Annotated in this window: 23 protein-coding genes and 1 tRNA gene; 12 read left to right on the top strand and 12 right to left on the bottom strand. The window is 66.4% G+C overall.

The genetic code is table 11. From position 1 onward, the window contains the following. Positions 1-82 precede the first annotated feature (82 nt). From AC07YH_RS00535 to AC07YH_RS00500, 8 genes are all read left to right on the top strand, one after another. A complete protein-coding gene (locus tag AC07YH_RS00535) occupies positions 83-2,104 on the top strand; it encodes a glycoside hydrolase family 97 protein (protein WP_494745060.1) in 2,022 nt (673 codons plus the stop codon). Between the two features lie 127 nt (positions 2,105-2,231). After that, on the top strand, positions 2,232-3,023 hold the full coding sequence (locus tag AC07YH_RS00530; protein ID WP_494745059.1) for an ABC transporter permease: 792 nt from the start codon (positions 2,232-2,234) through the stop codon (positions 3,021-3,023). Between the two features lie 9 nt (positions 3,024-3,032). After that, positions 3,033-3,785, top strand: coding sequence for an ABC transporter ATP-binding protein (locus AC07YH_RS00525; RefSeq protein ID WP_494745058.1), 753 nt, complete (start codon positions 3,033-3,035; stop codon positions 3,783-3,785). Further along, positions 3,782-4,699: a class I SAM-dependent methyltransferase gene (locus tag AC07YH_RS00520; RefSeq protein ID WP_494745057.1), complete on the top strand. Its 918-nt coding sequence runs from the start codon at positions 3,782-3,784 to the stop codon at positions 4,697-4,699. Before AC07YH_RS00525 ends, AC07YH_RS00520 begins: the two co-directional genes overlap by 4 nt. Continuing rightward, the gene (locus AC07YH_RS00515) at positions 4,696-7,152 is read left to right on the top strand and encodes a glycoside hydrolase family 99-like domain-containing protein (protein ID WP_494745056.1); all 2,457 of its coding nucleotides are present in this window, start codon (positions 4,696-4,698) and stop codon (positions 7,150-7,152) included. The genes AC07YH_RS00520 and AC07YH_RS00515 overlap by 4 nt, the downstream gene beginning before the upstream one ends. Then, the gene (locus AC07YH_RS00510; protein WP_494745055.1) at positions 7,149-8,375 is read left to right on the top strand and encodes a glycosyltransferase family 61 protein; all 1,227 of its coding nucleotides are present in this window, start codon (positions 7,149-7,151) and stop codon (positions 8,373-8,375) included. The genes AC07YH_RS00515 and AC07YH_RS00510 overlap by 4 nt, the downstream gene beginning before the upstream one ends. Before the next feature lie 4 nt (positions 8,376-8,379). Continuing rightward, positions 8,380-9,543, top strand: a complete 1,164-nt coding sequence (locus AC07YH_RS00505; protein WP_494745054.1) for a glycosyltransferase family 61 protein — start codon at positions 8,380-8,382, stop codon at positions 9,541-9,543. Next, positions 9,540-10,625: an esterase-like activity of phytase family protein gene (locus tag AC07YH_RS00500; RefSeq protein ID WP_494745053.1), complete on the top strand. Its 1,086-nt coding sequence runs from the start codon at positions 9,540-9,542 to the stop codon at positions 10,623-10,625. Before AC07YH_RS00505 ends, AC07YH_RS00500 begins: the two co-directional genes overlap by 4 nt. A gap of 54 nt (positions 10,626-10,679) precedes the next feature. Here AC07YH_RS00500 and AC07YH_RS00495 read toward each other — a convergent pair whose 3' ends face one another. Continuing rightward, a complete protein-coding gene (locus AC07YH_RS00495; RefSeq protein ID WP_494745052.1) occupies positions 10,680-11,525 on the bottom strand; it encodes an oxidoreductase in 846 nt (281 codons plus the stop codon). A 120-nt stretch (positions 11,526-11,645) separates the two neighbouring features. Between AC07YH_RS00495 and AC07YH_RS00490 the strand changes: the two genes are divergently transcribed. Then, a complete protein-coding gene (locus tag AC07YH_RS00490; protein WP_494745051.1) occupies positions 11,646-12,551 on the top strand; it encodes a LysR family transcriptional regulator in 906 nt (301 codons plus the stop codon). Here the strand turns inward: AC07YH_RS00490 and AC07YH_RS00485 are convergent. From AC07YH_RS00485 to AC07YH_RS00475, 3 genes are all read right to left on the bottom strand, one after another. Continuing rightward, positions 12,548-12,904 (bottom strand): response regulator, encoded by a 357-nt coding sequence (locus tag AC07YH_RS00485; protein ID WP_494745050.1) that lies wholly within the window; start codon positions 12,902-12,904, stop codon positions 12,548-12,550. The genes AC07YH_RS00490 and AC07YH_RS00485 overlap by 4 nt on opposite strands. Next, on the bottom strand, positions 12,901-14,046 hold the full coding sequence (locus AC07YH_RS00480; RefSeq protein WP_494745049.1) for a sensor histidine kinase: 1,146 nt from the start codon (positions 14,044-14,046) through the stop codon (positions 12,901-12,903). Before AC07YH_RS00480 ends, AC07YH_RS00485 begins: the two co-directional genes overlap by 4 nt. A gap of 359 nt (positions 14,047-14,405) precedes the next feature. After that, complete coding sequence (locus tag AC07YH_RS00475) at positions 14,406-14,903, bottom strand: GNAT family N-acetyltransferase (RefSeq protein ID WP_494745048.1); 498 nt, start codon at positions 14,901-14,903, stop codon at positions 14,406-14,408. A 43-nt stretch (positions 14,904-14,946) separates the two neighbouring features. Here AC07YH_RS00475 and AC07YH_RS00470 point away from each other — a divergent pair, with 43 nt between their 5' ends. Then, entirely contained in the window at positions 14,947-15,240 is a 294-nt protein-coding gene (locus tag AC07YH_RS00470; RefSeq protein ID WP_494745047.1) for a DUF6916 family protein, read from the top strand. Positions 15,241-15,289: 49 nt separating this feature from the next. Here the strand turns inward: AC07YH_RS00470 and AC07YH_RS00465 are convergent, their stop codons facing one another. From AC07YH_RS00465 to AC07YH_RS00450, 4 genes are all read right to left on the bottom strand, one after another. Next, on the bottom strand, positions 15,290-15,847 hold the full coding sequence (locus AC07YH_RS00465; RefSeq protein ID WP_494745046.1) for a phage tail protein: 558 nt from the start codon (positions 15,845-15,847) through the stop codon (positions 15,290-15,292). Positions 15,848-15,877: 30 nt separating this feature from the next. Further along, positions 15,878-16,429 carry a phage tail protein gene (locus AC07YH_RS00460; RefSeq protein ID WP_494745045.1) on the bottom strand — a complete coding sequence of 184 codons (552 nt, stop codon included), beginning with the start codon at positions 16,427-16,429 and terminating at the stop codon, positions 15,878-15,880. A 25-nt stretch (positions 16,430-16,454) separates the two neighbouring features. Further along, complete coding sequence (locus AC07YH_RS00455; protein ID WP_494745044.1) at positions 16,455-16,985, bottom strand: phage tail protein; 531 nt, start codon at positions 16,983-16,985, stop codon at positions 16,455-16,457. 151 nt (positions 16,986-17,136) lie between these two features. Continuing rightward, the gene (locus tag AC07YH_RS00450) at positions 17,137-18,405 is read right to left on the bottom strand and encodes a dicarboxylate/amino acid:cation symporter (RefSeq protein ID WP_494745330.1); all 1,269 of its coding nucleotides are present in this window, start codon (positions 18,403-18,405) and stop codon (positions 17,137-17,139) included. Between the two features lie 91 nt (positions 18,406-18,496). Between AC07YH_RS00450 and AC07YH_RS00445 the strand changes: the two genes are divergently transcribed. Further along, positions 18,497-18,573: transfer RNA gene (locus AC07YH_RS00445), tRNA-Arg, on the top strand. Positions 18,574-18,724: 151 nt separating this feature from the next. Here the strand turns inward: AC07YH_RS00445 and AC07YH_RS00440 are convergent. After that, positions 18,725-18,904, bottom strand: a complete 180-nt coding sequence (locus tag AC07YH_RS00440; RefSeq protein ID WP_494745043.1) for an antitoxin Xre/MbcA/ParS toxin-binding domain-containing protein — start codon at positions 18,902-18,904, stop codon at positions 18,725-18,727. A gap of 32 nt (positions 18,905-18,936) precedes the next feature. Then, positions 18,937-19,197 carry a hypothetical protein gene (locus tag AC07YH_RS00435; protein WP_494745042.1) on the bottom strand — a complete coding sequence of 87 codons (261 nt, stop codon included), beginning with the start codon at positions 19,195-19,197 and terminating at the stop codon, positions 18,937-18,939. Between the two features lie 276 nt (positions 19,198-19,473). Here AC07YH_RS00435 and AC07YH_RS00430 point away from each other — a divergent pair, with 276 nt between their 5' ends. Further along, complete coding sequence (locus AC07YH_RS00430) at positions 19,474-20,121, top strand: hypothetical protein (RefSeq protein WP_494745041.1); 648 nt, start codon at positions 19,474-19,476, stop codon at positions 20,119-20,121. 76 nt (positions 20,122-20,197) lie between these two features. On the opposite strand, the gene AC07YH_RS00425 is transcribed toward AC07YH_RS00430, so the two are convergent. Beyond that, positions 20,198-21,181, bottom strand: a complete 984-nt coding sequence (locus AC07YH_RS00425; protein ID WP_494745040.1) for an HNH endonuclease family protein — start codon at positions 21,179-21,181, stop codon at positions 20,198-20,200. Further along, positions 21,174-23,519 (bottom strand): AAA family ATPase, encoded by a 2,346-nt coding sequence (locus AC07YH_RS00420; RefSeq protein ID WP_494745039.1) that lies wholly within the window; start codon positions 23,517-23,519, stop codon positions 21,174-21,176. Before AC07YH_RS00420 ends, AC07YH_RS00425 begins: the two co-directional genes overlap by 8 nt. Between the last annotated feature and the right edge of the window lie 317 nt (positions 23,520-23,836).

Here is a 23,836-nt window from a genome sequence, read left to right as displayed (position 1 = left end):
CTTCCTGGCCTCAAGTCCTCCCCCTGCGCCTCCGGCTCCGATCCTGCGGAGCCGGGGCGCCCTTTTTGAAGAAAGACTGTCGATGAGCTTCCGAACCCTGGCCCTGCTGGCCGCCCTGGCCTCGCCGGCGATCGCTCAGGCCGCGGAACGCGAGTGCGCCCAGTCGCCGGGCAAGGTGATCGAGGTGTGCGTCTTCACCCAGGACGGGCAGGCCTTCTACGAGGTGAGCAAGGGCGGCAAGGTCGTGCTGGCGCCGGGGGCGATGGGCCTGACCTTCGCCGGCGAGGCGCAGGCGCGCTATTCGGGGATCACCGCCGCCAAGCGCTCGGCCAGCGACACCCGCTGGGAGCAGCCCTGGGGCGAGCAGCGGGTCATCCGCGACAACCACTCGGAACTGACTGTCACCCTGGCCGGCGATACCGCCCTGAACCGCAGCGTCGACGTCACCTTCCGCCTGTTCGATGACGGCCTGGGCTTTCGCTACGCCTACACCGCCATCCCGGCCGGCCAGGCCGTGGCCGTCACCGACGACCGCACCGAATTCAAGCCCGTCGGCGCCTATGACGCCTGGTGGTACGAGGCCTTGGGCCAGGAGCGCGACGAGTACCTCTACAAGCAGACCGACGCCCGCCGCATCACCCTGGCCGAGACGCCTTTGACGATGCGGGAAAAAGGCGGCCTGCACCTCTCCATCCACGAGGCGGCCCTGGTCGACTTCCCGTCGATGCTGCTCGCGGGCAATGGCGCGGGGACCTACAAGGCCAAGCTGATGCCGTGGCAGGACGGGACCCTGGCCAAGAAGACCGGCGCCTTCACCACGCCCTGGCGCACCGTGCTGATCGGCGACAGCGCCGGCGCCCTGTCCGACAGCCGTATCGAGCTCAATCTCAACGAGCCCAGCAAGATCGCCGACACCTCGTGGATCAAGCCGGGCAAGTATGTCGGCGTCTGGTGGGAGATGCACCTGAACCGCTCGACCTGGGGCAGCGGCCCGATCCACGGCGCCAACACCGCCAATGTCGAGCGCTATATGGACTTCGCCGCCAAGTACGGCTTCGACGGCGTGCTGGTCGAGGGCTGGAACAAGGGCTGGGACGGCGACTGGATCAGCAACGGCGAGAAGTTCAGCTTCACGCAGGCCTATCCGGACTTCGACATCAAGGCGATCACCGAGTACGGCAAGAAGAAGGGCGTCAAGCTGATCGGCCACAACGAGACGGCCGGGGCGGTGCCCAACTACGAGGCCCAGCTGGAGGACGCCATGAAGCTCTATGAGAGCGTCGGGGTCAGCCAGGTGAAGACCGGCTATGTCCGCCACAGCGGCACGATCCTGGACCAGGACGGCCAGCAGCAGTGGTTCGCCGGCCAGTACATGGTCCGCCACAACCTGCACGTCGCCGAAGTGGCGGCCCAGCATAAGATCTCGATCGACGCCCACGAGCCGGTCAAGGACACCGGCCTGCGCCGCACCTGGCCCAACATGCTGAGCCGCGAAGGCGCGCGCGGGCAGGAGTTCAACGCCTGGGGTGATCCGACCAATCCGCCCGAGCATACGGTGATCATCCCGTTCACTCGCATGCTGGCCGGGCCGATGGACTTCACGCCGGGCATCATGGACGTGATCCACGGCAAGACGACGGAGCTGACCCGCCGCGGCCAGTCGACCATCGCCGTGCAGCTGGCGCTCTATGTCGTGCTCTACAGCCCCGTGCACATGGCCGCCGACCTGCCGGAGAACTACGAGGCCCGGCCGGACGCCTTCCAGTTCATCCGCGACGTGCCCACCGACTGGGAAACGTCCAAGACCCTGCAGGGCGAGGTCGGCGACTACATCGTCGTGGCCCGCCAGCCGCGTGGCGGCAAGGACTGGTTCCTGGGCGCCCTGACCGACGAGAGCCCGCGCAAGCTGAGCCAGAAGCTGGACTTCCTGGCTCCGGGCAAGCGCTACGAGGCTCAGATCTACAAGGATGGTCCCTGGGCCGACTACCGCACCAACCCCGGCGCCCTGACGGTGGAGAAGAAGGTGGTCACGGCCAAGGACAGCCTGGACTTCGACATGGCCCCCGGCGGCGGCGCGGCCGTTCGCTTCAAAATCCTCGACTAAGGGGCGCTTGACTAAAGTTTTTACGCAACACGTGGTTCGTCGACCCTCCAAAGCAATTGTCGGCCGGCTCGGGGCTCTGTAAGCAGGCCCCTTGCTGGTCGCCCTCGGGCGTTTTGGAAGGTTGCGGATGCCGAGTCCCTTGATGGCGGCGCTGAAGGATGTGGGAGACGGCGTCCGTCTCGCGCCCCTGTGGTGGCGGCTCGGCCTGGACCAGACGGCTTCGCGCTTCCAGCGCTCGATCCTGGGTCCGTTCTGGATGGCCTGCAACCTGCTGGTCGTCGCCTTCGCCCTGGCCTTCCTGGTCAGCGCCCTGATGGGCGTGGACATGAGCAAGAGCTATCCGCAGGTCGTCGCGGGCCTGCTGGCCTGGTCGCTGGTCGGCACGACCATCGCCGAGGCCCAGGCGATCTTCCTCTACAATGCCGGCCTGATGCAGAGCCAACGCCTGCCGCTCAGCTTCTACGTCTTCCTGCACGCCCAGAAGGCGGCGACCAACTTCCTGTTCCAGGCCATCGCGTTCTGGGCGGTGATGCTGATCATCGGCCGGTTTTCCGTACCGCACTGGACGCTGATCCCGGCCGTCGCCCTGATGCTGCTGATCGTCTGCCTGCAGGGCTTCATCATCGCCGTCCCGTCGACCCGCTTCCGCGACGTGGCCTACATGATGAGCTACGTGGTCCAGCTCCTGTTCTACGTGACGCCGGTGTTCTGGATGACCGCCAATGTCAGCGCCAAGCATCGCTGGGTGGTCGAGCTGAACCCGCTGGCCCACCAGGTGGAGCTGTTGCGCGCGCCGCTGACCGGCCACGCGCCCGCCGCCCTCGACTGGTATTGGACGCTGGGTACGACCGGCGTCCTGGCTGTAATCGCGCTCGCGCTGCTGGCCTTGTTCCGCAAGCGCGTGGTCTTCTGGCTGTAGGAGACGGCGATGACACACCAGATCAAGCTGACGGACGTCGATCTCGACTATTTCGTCTACAGCCTGCGCTCGCAGTCGCTGCGCAGCGCCGTGTTCAACCTCGCGGTCGGCGGCAAGATGTACAAGGCCGCCGGCGACGTCGCCGCGGTCAAGGCGCTACACGACATCAACCTGGAGATCAACGAGGGCGACCGCATCGCGCTCGTGGGTCACAACGGTTCGGGCAAGACGACCCTGCTCAAGGTCATCGCCGGCATCTACCACCCGACGCGCGGCGAACTGCACATCGACGGCGACATCACCTCGATGATCGCCATCAACGCCGGCCTCGACATGGAGGCCACCGGCCTTCGCAACATCCACAAGCTGGGCCTCATGCGCCGGCTGTCGCGCAAGGTCATCGAGAGCCGCATCGACGCCATCGCCGAGTTCTCCGGTCTGGGCGACTTCCTGCACCTGCCCGTGCGCACCTATTCGGCCGGCATGCAGGCGCGCCTGATGTTCGCCGTCTCCACCGAGTTCGAGGCCGACATCCTGGTGCTGGACGAGTGGCTCAGCGCGGGCGACGCCGCCTTCGTGCAGAAGGCCGCCGACCGCATGCAGCGCATGGTCGAGGACGCCAAGATCGTCGTCCTGGCCACCCATGACCACGACCTGGTGCGCCGGGTCTGCAACCGGGTCTGCGAACTGCAGGCCGGCAAGATCGTCTTCCTCGGCTCGACCGAGGATTGGCTCGTCCACCGTGAGACCAACGCCGCATGACCGCCGCTCGCCTTCTCGCCCACGAGGACCTGCGCGGTCTCGCGCCCGAGGTCTGGCTGGCGCGCCTGAAGCGCTCGGTCGGCGAGCGCGCCCAGAGCGGCCTGGTCTATCCCGACTTCCCGTCGCCTGAGATCCAGCGCCAGTTCGTCGGCTCGGCCTATGAGGACGCGCTCGACGAGGCCGGCAAGTTCTATGACTTCGCCCAGGAGGCCATGGCCGACCGCGCCTACCAGCGCTGCCTGGGGCAGGGCTATCTGGACTTCGGTTGCGGCTGGGGCCGGATCGGCCGGTTCTTCCTGCGCGACTTCGACGCCAAGGACATGGTTGGGGTCGATATCGATCCGGGCATGGTCGAGTTCTGCGCCAACGCCAATCTGCCGGGCCGCTTCGAGACCATCGTCAACGGCCAGCCGCTGCCTTTCGCCGACGGATCGTTCCGGCTGATCACCGCCTATTCGGTGTTCACGCACCTGCCGCCACACCTGTTCCGCGCCTGGCTGGCCGAGCTGCTGCGCGTGCTGGCGCCCGGCGGCCAGCTGGTGTTCACGGTCGAGCCGCCGCGCTTCCTGGACATGGTCGAGGCCATCGAGCCGGACTCCGACAACGCCTGGATGGCGGCGCTGTCGATCTACAAGCACCAGCTGCCGCAGCTGCGCGCGGACCTGGCCAGCGAGGGCATCGCCTATCTGGCTTCGGGCGGCGGCGACTATCGCGAGCCGGACGTCTATGGCGAGGCGGTGGTGACGACCAAGTTCGTGGCCAGGGAGGCCGCGCCGCATGGTGGCGAGGTGGTGCGCTATATCGACGACCCGGCCCAGTTCTGGCAGGCGGCGGTGGTGATCCGCAAACGCGATCCGAACGCGCCAAAGGGCTTGCTGGGACGGCTGCTGGCCCGTCTGTCAGGCAAGGCATGAGCAGCCCGCCGCCCGGTCTCAAGCCTGGCCGCGACGTTACGGTCCAGGGTCTCGACGCCCAGGGCCGGACGATCCTGGCGGCGGCCGGCGGCGACCCGCAGATGGTCTGGACGCCTACGCGAGAGCAGCGCGCGTCCTTACGTGCGGCCAAGGCGGTGCGGATCGATCTGAAGCTGGAAGCGACCGAAGGCCAACTGGTCGGTCCGGCTCTCTATGCCGACTGGGGCGATGGCTTTTCCGAGGATTCCTACACGCGCCTGAAGGCTGGCCCAGACGGTTGGTTCGCCTCGCTGCCGGCGCGGAGCTTCCAGCTGACCGGCGTGCGTCTCGACCCGTCCGAGGGCGCGTGCCAGTTCACGGTGTCCGACTTCAAGGTCACCCGCATCGGCGATCTGGGCAAGGATCCGCGCGGCCTGCGCGGGACGGCGATCCAGGCGATCAAGCCGCTGCTGGGGCCATTGCGCGGACCGGCCGGCGCGCTGTGGCGACGCGGCCGGGCGGCGCTGCAAGGCTCGCGCGCGCCGCGTGCCGGCGGCGGTGACGCCGGGCCGGTGCAGGCGACCTTCACCCATGCGCTGCAGGTCGCCAGGAACCTGCGCAGCCCGCACTTCGCGGCGCCGATCGCCGCGCCGATCGCCCTGCCGGCCGACGCGCCGAAGGTGGTGGCCTTCTACCTGCCGCAGTTCCATCCGTTCCCGGAGAACGACCTGTGGTGGGGCAAGGGCTTCACCGAGTGGACCAACGTCACCAAGGCCCAGCCACAGTTCCTGGGGCACTACCAGCCGCGCCTGCCGGCCGATCTGGGTTTCTACGACCTGCGCCAGCGTGAGGTGATCGCCCAGCAGATCGACCTGGCCAAGGGCGCGGGCGTTTCGGCCTTCTGCTTCCACTACTACTGGTTCGCCGGAAAGCGCCTGCTGGAGCGGCCGATCGAGCTGGTGCTCGCCGACCCGACCCTGGACTTCCCGTTCGCCCTTTGCTGGGCCAACGAGAACTGGACCCGGCGCTGGGACGGCGACGAGAGCGACGTGCTCATGGGCCAGGACCACTCGCCCGAGGACGACCGCGCCGTGTTCGAGGACATGGCCCGCTACATCCGCGATCCGCGCTACCTGAAGGTCGGCGGCAAGCCGGTGCTGGTGCTGTACCGCCCGGAGATCCTGCCAGACAGCAAGGCCACCACCGACCGCTGGCGTGAGCAAGCGCGAGCCATGGGCCTCGGCGAGCTGCATCTGCTATGCACCACGGCGTTCGGCTTCCAGGACTATGCCAGCCACGGCTTCGACGGCATCATCGATTTCCCGCCGCACGCCATCGTCGAGGGCGAGATCACCCGGCAGGTGACGCCGCTGCACGGCCAGTTCACCGGCAAGGTCTATGACTATCCGGTCGTTGTGCAGTCCAAGCTCGATGAGCTGGAACAGGTCGATGCGGCCTATGTGCCGGGCGTCATGCCGGGCTGGGACAACCAGGCCCGCAAGCCCTGGGCCGGCCACGCCTTCCACAACGCCGACCCGGAAAGCTACCTGACCTGGCTGTCGGGCGCGCTGAAGCACGCGCGGGCCAAGCATCCGGCTGGCGCGGCCATGGTCTTCGTCAACGCCTGGAACGAATGGGGCGAGGGCGCTTATCTGGAGCCCGACCGCTGGTTCGGTCACGGCTATCTGCACGCCACCCGCACCGCGCTCTCCGCCTACACGCCGCGCCTGACCGACGCCCATCCGCTGGTCGCGCAGGCCCAGGCCGGCTTCGTGAAGCGCGCCGAGGCGGTGACCCTGCTGCACCTCTTCTATCCGGAACTGATCGACTGGTTCGCCGAGCGCCTAGCCGCCACGGCCGACGTTCTGGACCTGATGATCACCGTGCCGGAGACCTGGGACGAGGCCAACCTGGCCCGCGTTCGCAAGGCTTTCCCGGCCGCCCACCTGGCCATCGCCCAGAACCGCGGCCGCGACATCCGGCCGTTCGTCGAGACCCTTCGCCGGGCCAAGGCCCTGGGCTATTCGGTGTTCTGCAAGCTGCACTCCAAGCGCTCGCCGCACCGGGCCAAGGGCGACCAGTGGCGGGCCGAGTTGGTCGACGGCCTGCTCGGCGGCGAGGCCGCCGCCCTGGCCCTGCGCGCCTTCGCCCAAGACCCGCAGCTGGGCCTGCTGGCCTCGTCCGAAGCGCGGATGCGGATCGGCGATCCCGACGTGATGGACAACAACCGCGTGGCCGTCGAGCGCCTGACCGCCCGCATGGGTCTGAAGCCTCGGCCCGAGACGCCGTTCGCGGCCGGTTCGATGTTCTGGGGGCGGACGGAGGCCTTCGCGCCGCTCAGCGACCTCACCGACGCCGAGATCGGTTTCGAGCCGGAACTGGGCCGCGTCGACGGCACGACGGCCCATGCGATCGAGCGCCTGACCGCCGCCATCGTCGCCCGCGCCGGCTATCGCGCGAGCTTCGAACTATGAGCCGCCTGGTCCGCCTCGCGCGCCGAGTGCGGCGCAAGCTGAAGGGCTTGATCCCGGATGCGCCGCCCCCGCCGGGCGTGCCGCTGACGGTGATCGAGGAGGCTGCGGCGCTGACCCGCGTCGCCAATCCGATGACGGGTCCGGCCGGCGTGATCGGCCCCGTGATCGAACAGTCCGTGCTCGACGATCCCGACGCCCGCGCGCGTCTCGAAGGCAAGAGCGGCGGCGTCGACATCCCGACCTGGGCCGACGGCGTTGGCGGCGTGCTGCACGCGGCCGTCGATCTGATCCGCGTCGGTGACGTCTGGCACGCGCCGGCCTTCGGCGCCGTGTTCGATCAAACCGGGCGGGTGTTCAAATCCTCGGTCCACGAGGCCCTCTACCTGACCCCGACCCTGGCGGCCTTGCCGCACACCCGCCGCGAGGGCGAGGCGATGCTGTTCGTGCCGCCGGCCGACGCGCCGATGCTGCCGCGCGCCACGGTGTTCATGGCCTGGGGAGGCTTGCACAACTACGGCCACTTCCTGATCGACTGCCTGCCGGCCCTGCTGGCGGCGGATCAGGCCGGGGCGCTGGCCAGCCATCCGCCCGTCGCGCCGCCGCTGTTGCCCTGGCAGGCCGAGCTGTTGGCCTTGCTGGGCGTGACGCCGACCGTCATCGACGCGCCGGCCGCGCGCCTGGGCGAGGCGGTGTTCGCCACGCCGATGGATCACTTCCTGCACGCCTCCGGCCCGCCGCTGGACGCCGTGCGCGACCGTATCTTGGCCGCCTCGGCGATCACGGACGATCCCGCAGCGCCCAAGCGCATCTACATCTCACGCCTTGGCTCGCTGAAGCGCGTGCTGACCAACGAGGCCGAGCTGGAGGCCGCTCTCGAGATGCGCGGCTTCACGATCGTGCGGCCCGAGACCCTGTCGGTGCGCGACCAGATCGCGCTGTTCCATCGCGCCGAGACCATCGTCGCCCCGGCCGGCGCCGCCCTGGCCAATGTGCTGTTCTGCAAGCCCGGCGCGACGCTGATCGAAATCCAGCCCAGCAACTTCACGGGCGTCTGGGTGCGCAACATCGCGCTGCTGGCCGATGTCGACTGGCGCGGCTTCTTCGCCCCGTCGCCGCTCAGCGAGACCGAGATCGTGATGGAAGGCGAGCTTCGTCCGGCCTCGGAGTTCCGCTGGCGGCTGGACCTCCCCGCGTTCCTGACCTTCCTCGACGGCGCGCTCTAGGCCCATGGCCGCCTTCGTCGACCTCTCGGGCGCCGACCGGGTCTCGATGGACGAGGCGCTGAGCGGGGTCCATCGGGCCGCGCGCGTCAAGCTGATGGGCTCCAGCGGCCCGATCCCGCCGCGCCCCATGCTGTGGCCCTGCGCCGGCGACCTGCTGAACGCCATGCATGATCTGGACGGCCTGGTCGCGCCCGAGATCGACCTGCTGGTCGCCCACCGCGTCGTGGCCGGCGGCACCGGCGCGCACCTGAAGCTGGACGGCCAGCTGGTCTATGCCGAGGGGCCGTACCCCTTCTACATCCGCCATTGGTACGAGCACGACATCACGCCGGAGACCTGGGACTTCCAGGCGAGGCCCCGTATTCGTCTCGACCGGGCCTTCGTGATCAGCCACTTCAACTATGTCTGGGGTCACTGGCTGACCGAGATGTATCCGAAGCTCTTCCTGATCCGGGCCTTGAACGCCGCCGGGATCACCGCGCCGCTAGTGCTGCCGTCGACCGCGCCGGGCTATGTCACGCGGATCGTGCGGATGATGCTGCCGGGCCAGGAGATCATCACCTACGATCATCGCGACGAGGCGGTCGAGATCGGGACGGCCCTGCTGCCGCACATGCTGCACAAGGACTATCAGTTCCACGACTTCCTGCGCTGGGAGCTGGAGCGCGAGGCGCTGGCTTGGCCGGGCGCGGGCGAGATGGACAAGGTCTTCGTCAGCCGGGGCGGGGTGCGCACGGCCCAGTCGTTCCGCGAGATGGAGAACGAGGCCGAGATCGAGGCGATCGCGCAGGAACTGGGCCTGACCCTGCTGCGGCCCGAGACCATCCCGTGGGAGCAGCAAGCCAGGATCTTCTCGCGGGCGCGGGTCGTGGCCGGCGAGTTCGGTTCGGGCCTGCACAATGCGCTGCTGTCGCCGGAGGGCTGTCAGGTGGTGTCGCTGAACTGGCTGGTCGAGGTGCAGTCGCGGATCGGCAACTTCCGCCGCCACGATGTCGGCTACATCCTGCCCACCGACGGTCGCGCCCGGCTGCACGCCATCGAGGCCCAGGTCCAGCCGTTCTCGATCGACCCCGATGAATTCCGTCGCAAATTGAGCGTAGCCGTCGAGCGCGCCGACATGAGGCGACCGATGTCCGGTTGGGACGCCGCGCCGGAGCTGATGCTGTGAAAGCCCTGATCCTCGCCGCCTTGCTGGCTACCGGCTCCGCGTCCGCCGCCGAGCGGGTGTCGCTGCTCAAGGCCTGCGAGACGCCCAAGGACATCGTGTTCCAGGGCGGCGGCTACGGCGGGATTTCGGGGATCGACTACGACCCGCGCAGCAAGCTCTGGGCCTTCATCAGCGACGACAAGTCCGAGCATGGGCCGTCGCACTTCTTCCTGGGCAAGCTGGATGTCCGGCCGGGCAAGCCCTGCGGACCGGAACTGACCAGGATGGTCCCGCTGCGCCGCGAGGACGGCCAGACCTTCCCCGACCGCAAGGCCGGGACCGAGGCGGCGGACGGCGAGGCGATCCGCTTTGATCCTCACGGCGCCGACCTCGTATGGTCGACCGAGGGCGATTTCGACCACGGCTATCCGCCAGCCATCCGGCGGATGAAGGCCGACGGGACACCGGTCGCGCGCCACGTCGCGCCCGACGCCCTGACCTTCCACGACGGCGGCAAGACCGGCGCGCGCAAGAACGCCACCACCGAGGGGATCAGCTGGTCCGCTGACGGACGATCCCTGTGGGTGTCGATGGAATGGCCGCTGGTCCAGGACGGCCCGATCCCGTCAGTGGCCGAGGGCGGGCTGACGCGGCTGAGCCGCCTGGACCGCTCCGGCAAGCTGGTCGCCCAGTACGCCTATCGCATCGACCCGGTGCAGGTCGCCTCGCCGGTGGGTGTCGGCGACAACGGGATCAGCGAGATCCTGACCCTGGACGACCATCGCCTGCTGATCCTGGAACGCTCGGGGATCAAGGAGGCCGACGGCCACTACAGCTATCACATCCGGCTCTACCTGGCCGACGTGGCCAAGGCCGGGGACGTCTCGAAGGTCGACAGCCTGCTGGCGACGCCGGTGCGGCCGGTGGAGAAGCGCCTGCTGCTGAACTTCGACAGCCTGGGCGTCCGGATCGACAATCTGGAAGCCATGGCCTGGGGGCCCCGCCAAGCCGACGGGGCCCGTACGCTGGTCCTGGCGTCGGACGACAACTACGACGCCAAGCAGATCAATCAGGTGCTGGTGTTGCGGTTCACAGCCCCCTGATTGTCATCCCGGACAGCCTCTGCGAGGCTTCCGGGATGACAAGGAGGAGGTGGCTTAGGCCGCTTGTTCTTGCTTCGGGAAATCCGTCGACTCCGCCACCGCGCGCCAATCCTTCAGCAGCGCCAGGTGGGCGGCCGCCACGGCTTCGGTCGCCGCCGCCGTGTCGCTGCCCAGGGGCAGGCGGACGGGCGGGTTCGGCGCATCGACGAACTCGATCAGCACCTGGGCCAGGCGGCGCGGGTCACCGGGCTGGTTGTGGCTGACCGCAGCCGCCACGGCCCGCGTGGCCCCGGCCGTCTCGTGGTAGTCGGCGATGCTGGCCGGGCTGACGCTCAGCGAGGTCGCGTCCAGGAAGTCGGTGCGGAAATAGCCCGGCTCGACGGCGGTGGCGAAGACGCCCAGCGGGGCCAGTTCGGCGGCCAGCGCTTCGGTCAGGCCCTCGACGGCGAACTTGGTCGAGCAGTAGATCCCGAAGCCGGCGCCAGAGCGCAGGCCGCCGACCGACGACAGGTTCAGGATGCGGCCCGAACGCTGGCGGCGCATGTGCGGCAGCACCGCGCGGGTCACGGCCAGCAGGCCGAAGACGTTGGTGCGGTACAGCGCCTCGATCTCGGCGCCGGTGGCTTCTTCGACCGCGCCCAGCAGGCCGTAGCCGGCGTTGTTGACCAGGATATCGATGCGGCCGAAGCGCTCGACGGCGGCCTTGGCGGCGGCGTGGGCTTGGGCTTCGTCGGTGACGTCCAGGGTCACGGCCAGCAGGTTCGCGTGCTCGCCCAGGCGGTCGGTGACGGCCTTGGGATTGCGGGCGGCGGCCACGACGGCGTCGCCGGCGGCCAGGGCCTTTTCCGCGATCAGGGCGCCGAAGCCGCGCGAGGCGCCGGTGATGAACCAAGTGCGCATTGTTCGTTTCCTTAACCAGAGGCCGGGCGGAGCGCCTCGGCGATGGACGAACATCTAGACCCGCGCCTTAGATGAGATAATCTTCTCAGTTCTCGCCGACATAGTGAGCTGCGTTCATCAATGCGTCCCGTCGCCCCCGCCGACCTGGCCAGCTTCCTCGCCATCGCCCGTCACAAGAGCTTCCGTCGGGCCGCCGACGAGCTGGGTTGCACGCCGTCGGCGCTGAGCCACGCCCTGCGCGGCATCGAGGAGCGGCTGGACCTGCGGCTGGTCAACCGCACCACCCGGAGCGTCGCCCTGACCGAGGCCGGCGAGCGCCTGTACGAGCGGGTGTCGCCGGCTTTCCGCGACATCGACGACGCCCTGGACGATCTCAACAACTTCCGAGGCCGGCCGATGGGCGCGCTGCGCATCAACGCCGCGCGGGGGGCGGTCGAGATGATCCTGCTGCCGGCGGTCACGCGCTTCATGGCCCAGCAGCCGGGCGTGACCGTCGAGATCATCGCCGACTCGGCCCTGGTCGACATGGTGGCCGAAGGCTGCGACGCCGGCATTCGCTTTGGCGAGACCATCGCCCAGGACATGGTCGCCGTGCCGATCGGCGGACGCCAGCGCACGGCCATCGTCGCCTCGTCGGCGTTCTGGGACGCGCACCCCAAGCCGACACGGCCGGAACAACTGCGCGAGTTGCCCTGCATCCGCTTCCGCTTCGCCAGTGGGCGGTTCTATGCGTGGGAGTTCGAACGCGGCGGGGTCGAGCTGAACATCGAGGTCGAGGGGCCGCTGACGATCAACGACCAGCAGCTGACCATCCAGGCGGCGCTGGACGGGCTAGGCGTGACCTTCGCCTTCGAGGACCAGGTCGCCGACCTGATCGCCCAGGGCCGGCTGGTGCGGGTGCTGGAGGACTGGTGCCCCTATTACGGCGGCTTCTATCTCTACTATCCCAGCCGGCGCAGGGCGCCGGCCCCGCTGCGGGCCTTCATCGACTTCCTGAAGGACGGCGGCCAAAAGGACGATGTCTAGTCGTTTCGGAACTTGTCCACGGCCTGGCGCAGAGCGCCGACATTGATCGGTTTGGCCAGGACCTCGATGCTCTCGAAGCCCTTGCGCGGCAGGTCGCCATAGCCGGTGGCGAACACGAAGGGCACGCCCTGTTCGCGCAGCTGCTCGGCGACCGGGAAGACCATCTCGCCGCCGATATTGACGTCCAGCACCGCGCCGTCGGGCGTCGGTTCGCCGCTGTCCAGGAAGGCCAGGGCGTCGCCCACCGCGCCGAACGAGCCGGCGATCTCGCAGCCCAGGTCGTCGAGCATGTCCTCGACCATCATGGCCACCAGCGCCTCGTCCTCGACGATCATCACCTTGGCGGATTTCATGCGGCCAGACTCATCCGTTCCGAAAGCGGGGCGCGGAGGGTGTAGACGAAACCCGCCGGCGGGAAGTCCAGGGTGGCGGCGCCGCCCAGGTCGCGGGCCAGGCCGCGCTTGATCAATTGCGAGCCGAAGCCGCGGTGCTCGGGCTGGCTGTTGACCGGAGGCCCGCCGATCTCACGCCAGGTCAGGGTCAGCATCTGCGGGGAGGCGGCTTCGTTCACCGTCCAGCGGATGACGACCTTGCCCTCGGGCGTGGACAGGGCGCCGTGCTTGGCCGCGTTCACCGCCAGCTCGTGCAGGGTCATGTGGACCGAGACCGAGGTCTCGGCGCTGAAGGTGATGGCCGGGCCGATGATGTCGAAGCGGTCGACCAGGTCTGCGCTGAACGGGGCCAGGGCCTTGTCGAGGATATCGTGCAACTGGGCGCGGCCCCAGGCGCGGCGGGTCAGCAGCTCGTGGGCCTGGGACAGGGCGAGAATGCGGTCCTCGAACACCTCGGCGAAGACTTCAGGCGAAGGCGAGGCGCGCAGGGTCTGGCGCGAGATCGACTGGACGATGGCCAGGGTATTCTTCACCCGGTGATCCAGCTCCTGCAGCAGGAAGGTCCCGTGGTGGCGGGCGTCGACCAGACTGTCGTGCAGGCGACCGCTTTCCAGGGCCGAGGCCGTGGCGCGGGCGATGACCTGCAGCTTCTTGACGATCTCGGGCGAGGGGGTCTGCTCCTGCGCCCAATAGGCGCCGATGGCGGCGACCGGGTCCTCCATCCGCACCGGCGTCATCACCAGGCTTTTGACGAAGGTCGGCCGGTAGGCGTCGTGCGGGATGCGGTCGTCCAGATAGATGTCGGGGATCACCACCGTCTGGCGGTTCAGCATCGCCCAGCCGGAGATGCAGGCAGTGAGCGGGAAGCGCTTGCCCTTCCACAGCGGGCCGATCGCGTCCTCGTCGAAGTACCAGCACTGCTCGTTGTCGCGCAGGACGAAGGCCACGCCATCGGCGCCGGAGATCCGCCGCGCCGCCTTGCGGACGACATCGGCTACCTCGGCGATCGTGCGCGTCGCCGACAGCGCCTCGATCGTTTCGATGAGCGTCAGCAGGCCCGAGTCGGACCCTGAAACCTCGTCTCGGAGTGCTAAATCCAGCATGTCTCCAGCGTTGCACGTTGGTTGTGGTTGAAACCCTAACACGCAGGCGGAGCCGGGCAAGCTGAGCCGCCGGTATAAGGTTCGGTGACCCCTGTATCGACCCCTATTGGCGCGGGGCATGTCATCCGTCGGATAGCCGACAAAGTGTGCGCAAGCACATTAAGAACGTTGATAGGTCAAGGCTCTAGCGTGAGCGCCCGCGTTTGGCGGCGCGCGAAATCGCGAAGAAATAGGCACGGCGCGGCGCGTTTTCCCGCGCGTGTCGCGCGTCAAACGGTCGCGGATGACCACGACCGTGACGGGTGGCGATGAGTGTCGGATACCGGGCGTTCAGCGCCCCGTCTGGAGCTCCACGACCACTAGGCGGGCGCCCAGCACATGTCCTGGTAGACCGCATCAGCCGCCGTCATCTCGAAACCCAGGCGCGCATAGAGGTTCGCCGCCGGGTTGTCGCGGGCGACCTGCAAGGTCATCGGCAGGCTGGCCGCGCGGGCCTCGTCCTGGAGCTGGCCGATCAGCCGCGCGCCCAGGCCCCGTCCGCGCCAGGCCGACGCCAGGGCGATATCGACCAGGTGCAGGCGCGCGTCACCCAGATCGCTGACCAGGCGACCGACGCCGACGCCGTCCGCCTCGACGATCTCGCGGCGGGCGTTCGGATACTGGGCGCGGTGGCTCGTGCTCTGGGCGTGGAACTGCTGGCGCATCATCGCGTCCAGCATGGGTTCAGGCAGGCCCAGCGCCGCGAATGGGGCTGCGCGATGGGAGGCGAACAGCGCCAGCAGGAAGGCCTGGTCCGTGGGCTCTTCCGAGCGACGAGCAAACTTGGCGGCTTTGCCTTCGAGGCTGTTGGGCGTCATAGTTGCAGTCTCAAGGTCCAAACCTTTAACGAGCGCCCTTTCGATGACAGACGTTCTCGCCGCCCTCACCGCCGACCGGTTTTCGCCCCATGTCGGCGCGCTGTTCCAGATGGGGGACACCGAGCTGTCCCTGACCTTGGTGGCGGTGGAGGTCCAGGAAACGTCAGAGGGCCAGCGCGCGCCGTTCAACCTGATCTTCCGGGGCCCCAAGTCCCCTTGGGCGCCGGAAAACCTCTGGCCGGTCAAAGGGCCGGACGGCGCGGTGCACGAGATTTATATCTCGCCGATCCACACCCCCAGCCCCGACTGCCAGGACTATCAGGCCGTCTTCAATTGAGATCGTCCGCGCTCTTCCGCCTTGAAGAAGAGCGCGGGTCCGGATGCGGTCAGTTGCGCGACGGGAAGATGCCGTTGAGCGCGATGCAGACGCTCAGGGTCAGGAAGGGCTGCCGGTTCTCGTGCGGTTGCGAGCCCCCTTGTGTCGCCAGCGCCAGGGGCGCCATGGGCGTCAGCGACGTGTTGGTCGCCTTGTAGGGCAGGAAGGGCGGCGGCGTGCCCTTGGTCATCTTGCTCACGGCGTTGCCGAGGATCGTGCTGCTGGTCGGCGTCGAAACATTGTCCCCGGCGGCCGCGCTGGTGTTGGCGTTCAAGAAGTGGGTGTGTTGCGGCATCTCGGAGATGTTCAGCGTGTGCGAGTTCTCGCCGAGAACCTCGCCCAGGGTCAGGGTCTGTCCCCCGCCCGCGCCCTGATGGAGGGGCGTGCGAGTGCGCATGTCCGGAAGGGCGAAGGTCGTGACGCCGTTACCACCATACGTCGTGCCCAGCAGTGAAAACAAGGCTTGGTTCTGCTGGATGGACAGTATCTGTCCATTGCAGAGCGCCCAGTTCTTGGGCGGGAAGTTGAAGCTCATGATGCGAAGTTCGCCCATGTAGTAGTCGGCCATGGCGAGGCGCTCCGAAAGTTTGAGGGACGCTTAGTTGCGGGCCGGGAAGGCGCCGCGCAGCGCGATGCAGTAGCTGACCGTCAGCGAAGGCATCATGTTGTTGTGAGGGAGGCTTCCGCCGGTGGCGGCGAGGGACTGGGGCAGCATCTGCAGGTTGGGGGCGGCGGCGGCGTACAGCAAACCCTGGGTGTTCTGCTGGAAGTTGCCCGTAAAGGCCTTGGCCAACTGGTTGTTGGTCGGCGTCGTCGCCGCGCCGTTGTTGCCGGTTACGGAAAGGGCGTGTGAGTGGGTGGGCATTTCGGTTTGCAGCAGGGTCACGGTGGGCGAGCCGCCGACTTGGCCCAGGTCGTAGATGCTGAGCCCGGGGCCCGGTTGGTTACGACCCACGTGCAGCGCCGCCGAGCCCTGAAGATTCGGCAGAGCGAAGTTCGACGTGCCGTTGCCGCCATAGGTGGTTCCCAGCAGCGAGAAGAGCGCAGTGTTCTGCTGGATCGGGATGAGTTGGCCGTTGCAAAGCGCCCAGTTGGCAGGCGCGAAGTTGAAGGCGAAGAGGCGAATCTCCGCGAGATACTGATCGGACATGAAGGGGTTCCTCGATCTGGCGCGGTCAGTTCTGCGACGGATAGATGCCGTAGAGCGAGATGATGAAGTTCACGCCCAGGTACGGCTGCATGTTCTCGTGCGGCTGAGAGCCTCCGGCCTGCGTCGTGGCGTTGGCGGAGGTGAGGATCTGCGTTCCACCGTAGGGCCCATATTCGGGAATGGTGGTCCCGGCCTGCGCCGCCGCGAGCACCGTGCCGGTGGTGGGCGCGCCAGTGTCGCCCTCGACCGTGGTGGCCAGCAGGGTGTGGCTGTGCTGCGGAATCTGGGCGACCGACAAGGTGACGGTTTCGACGCCGGCCGCCTGGCCCATCACATAGGTCGTGCCGCCGGATGTGCCCTGGTGGGTCACGACGCGCCCGCGCAGGTCCGGCAGGCCGAAGGTGGTGACGCCGTCGCCGCCGTAGGTCGTGCCGATCAGGTTGTACAGTGTGTCGTTGTCAGCGATCGATATGAGTTGGCCGTCGCAGAAGGCCCAATTCATGGGCGCGAAATTACCGCCAAACATGCGGATTTCGCCAACATACGGCTGGGTCAAGACTTACCTCCCCCACTTCTTAGTGAACTGTTCTGTGGTCGGTCTTGCCGGCAGGATACGGTCTGCGCGGCCCAAGTACAGAAAAATTGACACGTTCGATGAACATTGTTCACCGTTGAAGGTGGCGGCGCCGTGATCCCTTAGGGTTGTGTCAGGTCGCCGCTGCTTCGGGAGGGACCGTCTCACCCCGAAGCACACGCGTCAATCGATCTCTGTCGAGCGCTCCCTCCCAACGTGCAACGACCAGGGTCGCCACGCCATTGCCGACCAGATTGGTCAGGGCCCGGCATTCGCTCATGAAACGGTCGACGCCGACCAGCACGGCCAGGGCCGCGATCGGGATGTCGGGCACGACCGCCAGGGTCGCGGCCAGGGTGATGAAGCCCGCGCCGGTGACGCCGCTGGCGCCCTTCGACGTCAGCATGGCCACGCCCAGCAGGGCCAGCTCCTGGGTGAGCGTGATGTGGGTGTTGGTCGCCTGGGCCAGGAACAGGGTGGCCAGGGTCATGTAGATGTTGGTGCCGTCGAGGTTGAAGCTGTAGCCGGTGGGGATGACCAGCCCGACCACCGAGCGGCGGGCGCCGGCGTTCTCCAGCTTCATCATCATCTGCGGGAGCACGCTCTCCGAGGAGCTGGTGCCCAGCACGATCAGCAGCTCCTCGCGGATGTAGGCCAGGAACCGCAGGATCGAGAAGCCGCACGCCCAGGCGATCGTCCCCAGCACCACCAGCACGAACAGGATCGAGGTCAGGTAGAAGGTCGCCACCAGAGCGCCCAGCTGCATCAGCGCGCCAATGCCGTACTTGCCGATCGTGAAGCCCATGGCCCCGAACGCGCCGATCGGCGCCAGGCGCACCACGACGCCGATGATGCCGAAGAACAGCTTGGAGGCGTCCTCCAGCACGTTGGCGACCTTGTCGCCGAAATCGCCCAGCCGCGTGCAGGCGAACCCCGTCAGGATGGCGATCAGCAGCACCTGCAGCAGGTTGCCTTCGGAGAAGGCGCCGAAGAAGGTCTCCGGGATCAGGTGCAGAAGATAGGCGACCAGGCCCTCGCCGTGCTTGGCCTTCTCCAGGTAGCCGGCGGCGATGGTCGGATCCAGGGTCTTGGGATCGATGTTGAAGCCGGCGCCGGGCTTCAACGTGCGCCCGACCAGCAGGCCCAGGATCAGGGCGAAGGTCGAGACGACCTCGAAATAGAGCAGGGCCTTCACCCCCACCCGGCCGAACGCCTTGATGTCGCCCATCCGGGCGATGCCGCCGGCCACGGTGCAGAAGATCACCGGCGCGATGACCAGCTTGATCAGCTTGATGAACCCGTCACCGAGGGGTTTCACCGCCACCCCGATCTTCGGCCAAAGCGCCCCGACCAGTATGCCCAGCGCGATGGCGATCAGGACCTGGACATAGATCGATTTCAGATGCCGCACGCGTAGATCCCCCAAACCCCGACTGCAGCGGGGTTCGCACGCCCGCCATCTTGCGCTATTGACCCTGCGCCTCGCACGCGAAGGCCCAGTAGCTCAGCAGGATAGAGCAGCGCTTTCCTAAAGCGAAGGTCGGGGGTTCGAGTCCCTCCTGGGCCGCCAGGCTGTTATTGTCGTTGCAACTTAACGCCGCCCCAATTGCAACTTAACGCTGACGATAGTGGGAGGCAGTTGCATTTATGGCTTGAGGTCGGCCATCCGTGGAGTGCTGCCGTAGAGCCGGCCCCTTGATGAGCGGCAGCAGCGAAATGGCTTAGGCGTAAGCGCCGCTCTGCATCTGAGTGAGGATGCGGGAAATCACGATGCGACCATGCCAGGTGTCCAGGTACTCGATGGGGCGCTCACCACCCAAAGCCGGCAGGGGCGATGTCACCCATCCGGCAAACCAGCCGGACGCGTTGAACCCGTCGGGCGCTCCGATCTCCTGCACCATCGTTTCAATCTGACCGATGAGCCCCGCTACTCCTAAAGCACATTCGCTTTCCCTAGCGACAGACGTGCGTCGAGTGCCGCTTTTTTGTTGATGGCCGCTTGGGAGAGCTTCAGCACCGAGAGCTCTCGACCACACCCACGCATAAAATCGGCAAGAGCCATTTTGACCCAACGAGCGGACAAGCCGTTCTTGATGATCGCAACATGTTCGATCGGTGCGGCCTTGAATACATCTGAACACGTCCAGTCTTGGAACGCTTGAGGGGCGCGACTGGCGATTGATGAGGCGGTCACGCGCGACTCCTTCATGCCTATGCGGCGGCCTCTAGCCGCCAGCCCGAACGGTTCGCCAGACAGACTATCATCTACGCGGCTTCGTGCCGCGATGCTTGTGCAGCTCTGCGCCATCAGCGGACATTTGAACCGCTCCAGAAACTCGCCTTTGAGCAAACGGCCGGATGCTGTGTCTGAAGGTGACCTCGGGTGCCGGAAGTTGCGCTCAGGCATCCGCTTGCGCTGATTTCTTCCTCGTCAGCACCCGTGGACTCGTAACTGATGGAGAAGGTATCGATGATCGAACCTTGGAGAGGCGAGCGCTGGGGCGATCCGGCCAATGCACTGGGCGGCTTTCGCCTGATGATCCTTGGCGAATCTCACCATAGCGACAGACTGGATCACGCGATCGGGTCAAAGCCGAGAGACATGACCACCGGGGTCGTCGAAGCTTACATCGCGGATAATCTCCACCCGCGCTCCAAAGCCTTCTTTACTAAGCTAGCTGGGCTAATAGCTGAACGTCCATCTTGTACACTATCGTCGGATGAACGCGCAGATATTTGGCACTCTGTTGCTTTCTACAACTACATTCCTTGCATCGCGGCTGAGTCGCCCCGCAACTGGCCTTACCGGCCAGAATGGGCTCAGGACGCGGAACTCTCGTTCGAGCATTGGCGGCGCATCTTGGAAGTGGAGGCCATCCTCGTTTGCGGTAAACGACTTTGGGAATGGAGCGGTCATTGGGGACAGCATCCCTGTGAAAAGACTGTTCGGATCTATCCAGTCCACGGGCCGTACACGGCGGTCGCGCATTGGATTAATCATCCCTCAAGCGGCGGCTGGTCTCCGTCGAAATGGGCCTCTGTATTCACGGCGCTTCGTCACTCGGCCGCAGAAGCGCGCCTGAAGCACGAACACCCAACATATGCCGTCGACGGATAATCTAGCTGCTGGAAGCAGTCCGCCGCAGTGCCTGCGACCGCGACGTCGATCAGCTCATCGCTAGAATCACTGACGACTAGGCGCTGGCCACGCGCGCCATGAAATCGTCGACGTACTGCTTGGCCATCACCGAATAGGGCGCTTTGGGATCGGTCATGCCCAGCATCTCCTCCAGAATGCGATCCTGAAGCGCGGTCAATCGCTCAACGATCTCCCGGTCCAGGCCGTTGGGCAGGGGCGCCGTGGCCTCGATCTTATCGATGATCCTGCCAAGCTCGACACTCGCCCCCTCCAGAAACTCCAGCTGTCGGAGGATCCGCGTCCGGTCCTGCACTAGGCGAAGGCGGTTGAGGCCGTAGACCTGTATCGAAACCGCACCCCGCACGCTGGCGCCCGTCGATCGCACCTGCGCCAGATCGCCTTCGGCAATCTCTTCTGCAACGTCGCCAGCGCGGCGCGCTTTGGGCAGAACCAGTCCGATCAGGTTGTCCGGATCGATGTAGTATTCTAGGTGCTCGCCGGGATCATCCCGTGTGGGATCCAGAAGGACGGCCCGCTCGGCGGCGAAGTCGGCGCTTGGCGCCATGGCGCGCACGCCGGCGATCGGAAACGCGTCCTTCTTGCCCGACAGCCGGACATGGTCGCTGGTGAACCGATCGTCGCGCAGCTGCAAAAGGCTGGAGAGGCCTCGCGGCGTGATCTGATAGCGACGCCGATTGCAGTCGATGCAGCTGGGCAAAAGGTTGGCCCAGTCCATGGCTACCCACCAGTAGCCAGGATGGGCCTCCCCTTCGACCGCGCCCTTGGGCCGGTAGTGCTCGACGTCCACTGGGGCGCCCACAGCGTAGAAGGTTTCGCAGTACGCGCATTTGCCGTGGAACAGCGCCTCTAGCCGCAGCTTCACCTCATCGGCCTTGTAGACGGAAAATTCGAAGCTCTGGCCAGCGAGCGCCGGATTATCGAAGTGGTCCTGGGCGCGCTGCAACTCGGTCTCGCCGTTCCTGTTCATCGCGCCGAGCGCGACCGGCGCCGGGTCATCCCCTCTATCTACCTTACGCATCGCGCGATCCGGTCTTGCCTTCCAACGCATCGAGGATGCGCCGCCGCGTCCCCGCCTCCAATTGACTCAAAGCCTCGGGATCGCGAGCTCGTTTTTGCTGCAAGTGATCGGCGACGGCGTCCTGCACCAATCGCTGAACCGTGGTCGAGCCAACCGGGAGCGCATCATTCACCTGGTCCTGGAAGCTTCTCAGCACCCTACCTTCGTCGGCCGTCAAGGGTACGTCGTCGCGCTTCTTGACCAGGATGTCGGCGATCTGGGCAAAATCCCTTTCAAGCTCGGGCGCGTCGGTGGTGAAGAGGTCGAAGAGGTCGGAGGTCAGGAGTTGCTCGACGCTGAGCCTCGTCACGTCTGGCAGGTCCTCCCGGCGCTCGACACGCACCGGCAGCTGATCACCGACCGCGGACGGCAAGGTCACGCGATGTAGCACGGCCACTTCGCCGTCGTGCATGCCCCGCAAGCACAAGGGATCGTGACTGGTCGCGATGAATGTGGCGGCCGGCAAGGCCGTGCGCAGACCGCGCATGATTTGCATTTTCCAGCGCGGATGCAGATGGGCCTCGACCTCGTCGATCAGGATGACGGCCCGAGAGGCCACCACGTCCCGATTGCCGGACTTTTGCCGGCGGAGCATCAATCCTTCGAGAATATCGCAGACCATCGCCAGCACGGAGCGAAACCCTGACGAAGCCGTCATCAGAGGCGTGCGGGTCTCAACGAACGCTTCTTCATCCGCCTCGCCCGGTTCTGGCGCCCGCGCTGTCCGAAACACGATCACGCAACGCCCCGTGTTTCGATCGCCCTCACGGTCGATGCGATGAAAGCCGCCCGCGATTGATAGCACGGACCGCAAGGCGCGAATGACCATGTCGAAGTCGTCGTCGTCCTTGATACTGAGGAGCCATTTTTCGGGATTCGAAAGCAGGGTGTAGGAGTCGAAGAGCGAGCTGATAGCGACCTGGGGCGTATGCTTCACCCGCGCATAGCCGTACTGGCGAAAGGCGCCGTAGGCGAAGACCGCGACCTCGTTGAACGAGCGGCGGGGCCAAAGACCTTCTTGCCCAATCTCCACGACCCGTGTCCGCTCTCCGAACCGCAAGGTGATAGACACCTCGCGCGACGCTCCCTGCGTAGCGCCCATCATGACCGGATTGAGCATCAACTCGTCCGGCGAAAAGCGCAGTTCGTCATAAATCTCCGGGCTCGAAAGCCCCAAGGTAATGGCCTCCAGCACTGAACTCTTCCCGGCCGAGTTCTCGCCCAAAATCAACAGGGCCGCCGCGCTCGGGCGTTCGCCTGGCGCGGGCGCAGGTGGTGCAGGAACCTGGAGCTCGATGTGCTCCAATCCTTTGAAGTTACGGATTTCCACAGCCGTCAGCCCGCTCTGACCCTGCTCTTCCTTTTTTGGAGCCACCGGCAGTCGATCGCGCAGCCGCGCGAAGGCCTCCGCCACGCGACGTTGTCCATCGCCGCGCTCAAGGATGCCCGTTACGAATGACCCGATCCGCTCCTGGCTGAGAGAGGGTTGCGCTCCCAAATGCTGGGCCAGATCGAGCGCCATTTCCCGCAGCACCAAATACCAGACGCCGCCGAACTCCAGGGCCGGAAAGTCGAATATCGAGACCGCCTCGCCAGGCATCTCACTCGCCTCAAAACTCGTTGGCGTGTCGGGCGCATATCCGATCAGGATGTCCACATACTGCTGGAACCGCCTCTCCCGGCGATCACACAGCTCGGATCGATTAAGGTTGAACGTCTTGAGGGTCTCCAGATCGTCTTCGCGAAGCGCGAAGATCTGTCCCGGCATCATCACGCGAAAACGCCGCGGATATTGGACGCGAACGCAAGGATCGATCAGCAGCGACCGCTCCTCGGGCGGGTAATCGCCCCACAGGCCCTCGCTTCGCTCCGCGTACTGGTTCAACCTGGCGCGGGTCGGCAAGACGGCGCGCTCGCCCCGCACCGGAAAGTAGTTGGGTTGCGCTGGGCGACACCCGTCGCAGATGGCGACGATGTTCTCCCAAGCATTGGCAAGCCACGCATAGCAAAGATGCGCGTCCCTGGTCGTTAGGGCGGGCAACGCATCCGACGACGGCCGGAACCGGTAAGGCATGGTCTCGCCGACCGTTTCGCAAAACGCGCACTTGCCGCGGAACAACTGCTGCAGGCTTTTCGCCACCGACGGGTGCTCAAGCGGCAAGTCAAAATCGGGCGCGCGGCTTTGAGACCGCGACCTTGCGTCCGCGAAGAAATCCCGCATGCGCAGCCGCGCTGATCGGGCCTGCTTGCTCTTCAGGAACACCGGTGGTGACACCAGCGATCGATCGAAAAACTGCATAGCTCCCCCCTTTGGGGCAAACCTTGGCCGCTTCGCAAATATCGTCAATAAGTTGTGGCGATAGACCCCGTTCGCTCGTAGCGACCTGCCGCCCCGCCGGCCGCGATTTCGCGATGGTGCGTTAAACGCAGCACATGGCGTCGGATCGTATCTGTCGAGGCTGCGCCAGAAGCTGCTGTTGGGTTGCCTCCAGAAAGGCGACTTTCGGCTCCGATAGCGAGGGCGGCTTACGACCCGTCTCGGACCTTCGCGGCGATGGCTGGGCTCGAAGGAGCACCGGTCCTGGGCGCTGGGCGACGTTTGGAACCTCAAGAGCC

This window comes from Caulobacter sp. GW456-12-1-14-TSB4, from assembly GCF_059424195.1.
Note: the sequence above shows the minus strand (reverse complement) of the source record. Positions and strands in the feature narration are given on the sequence as shown.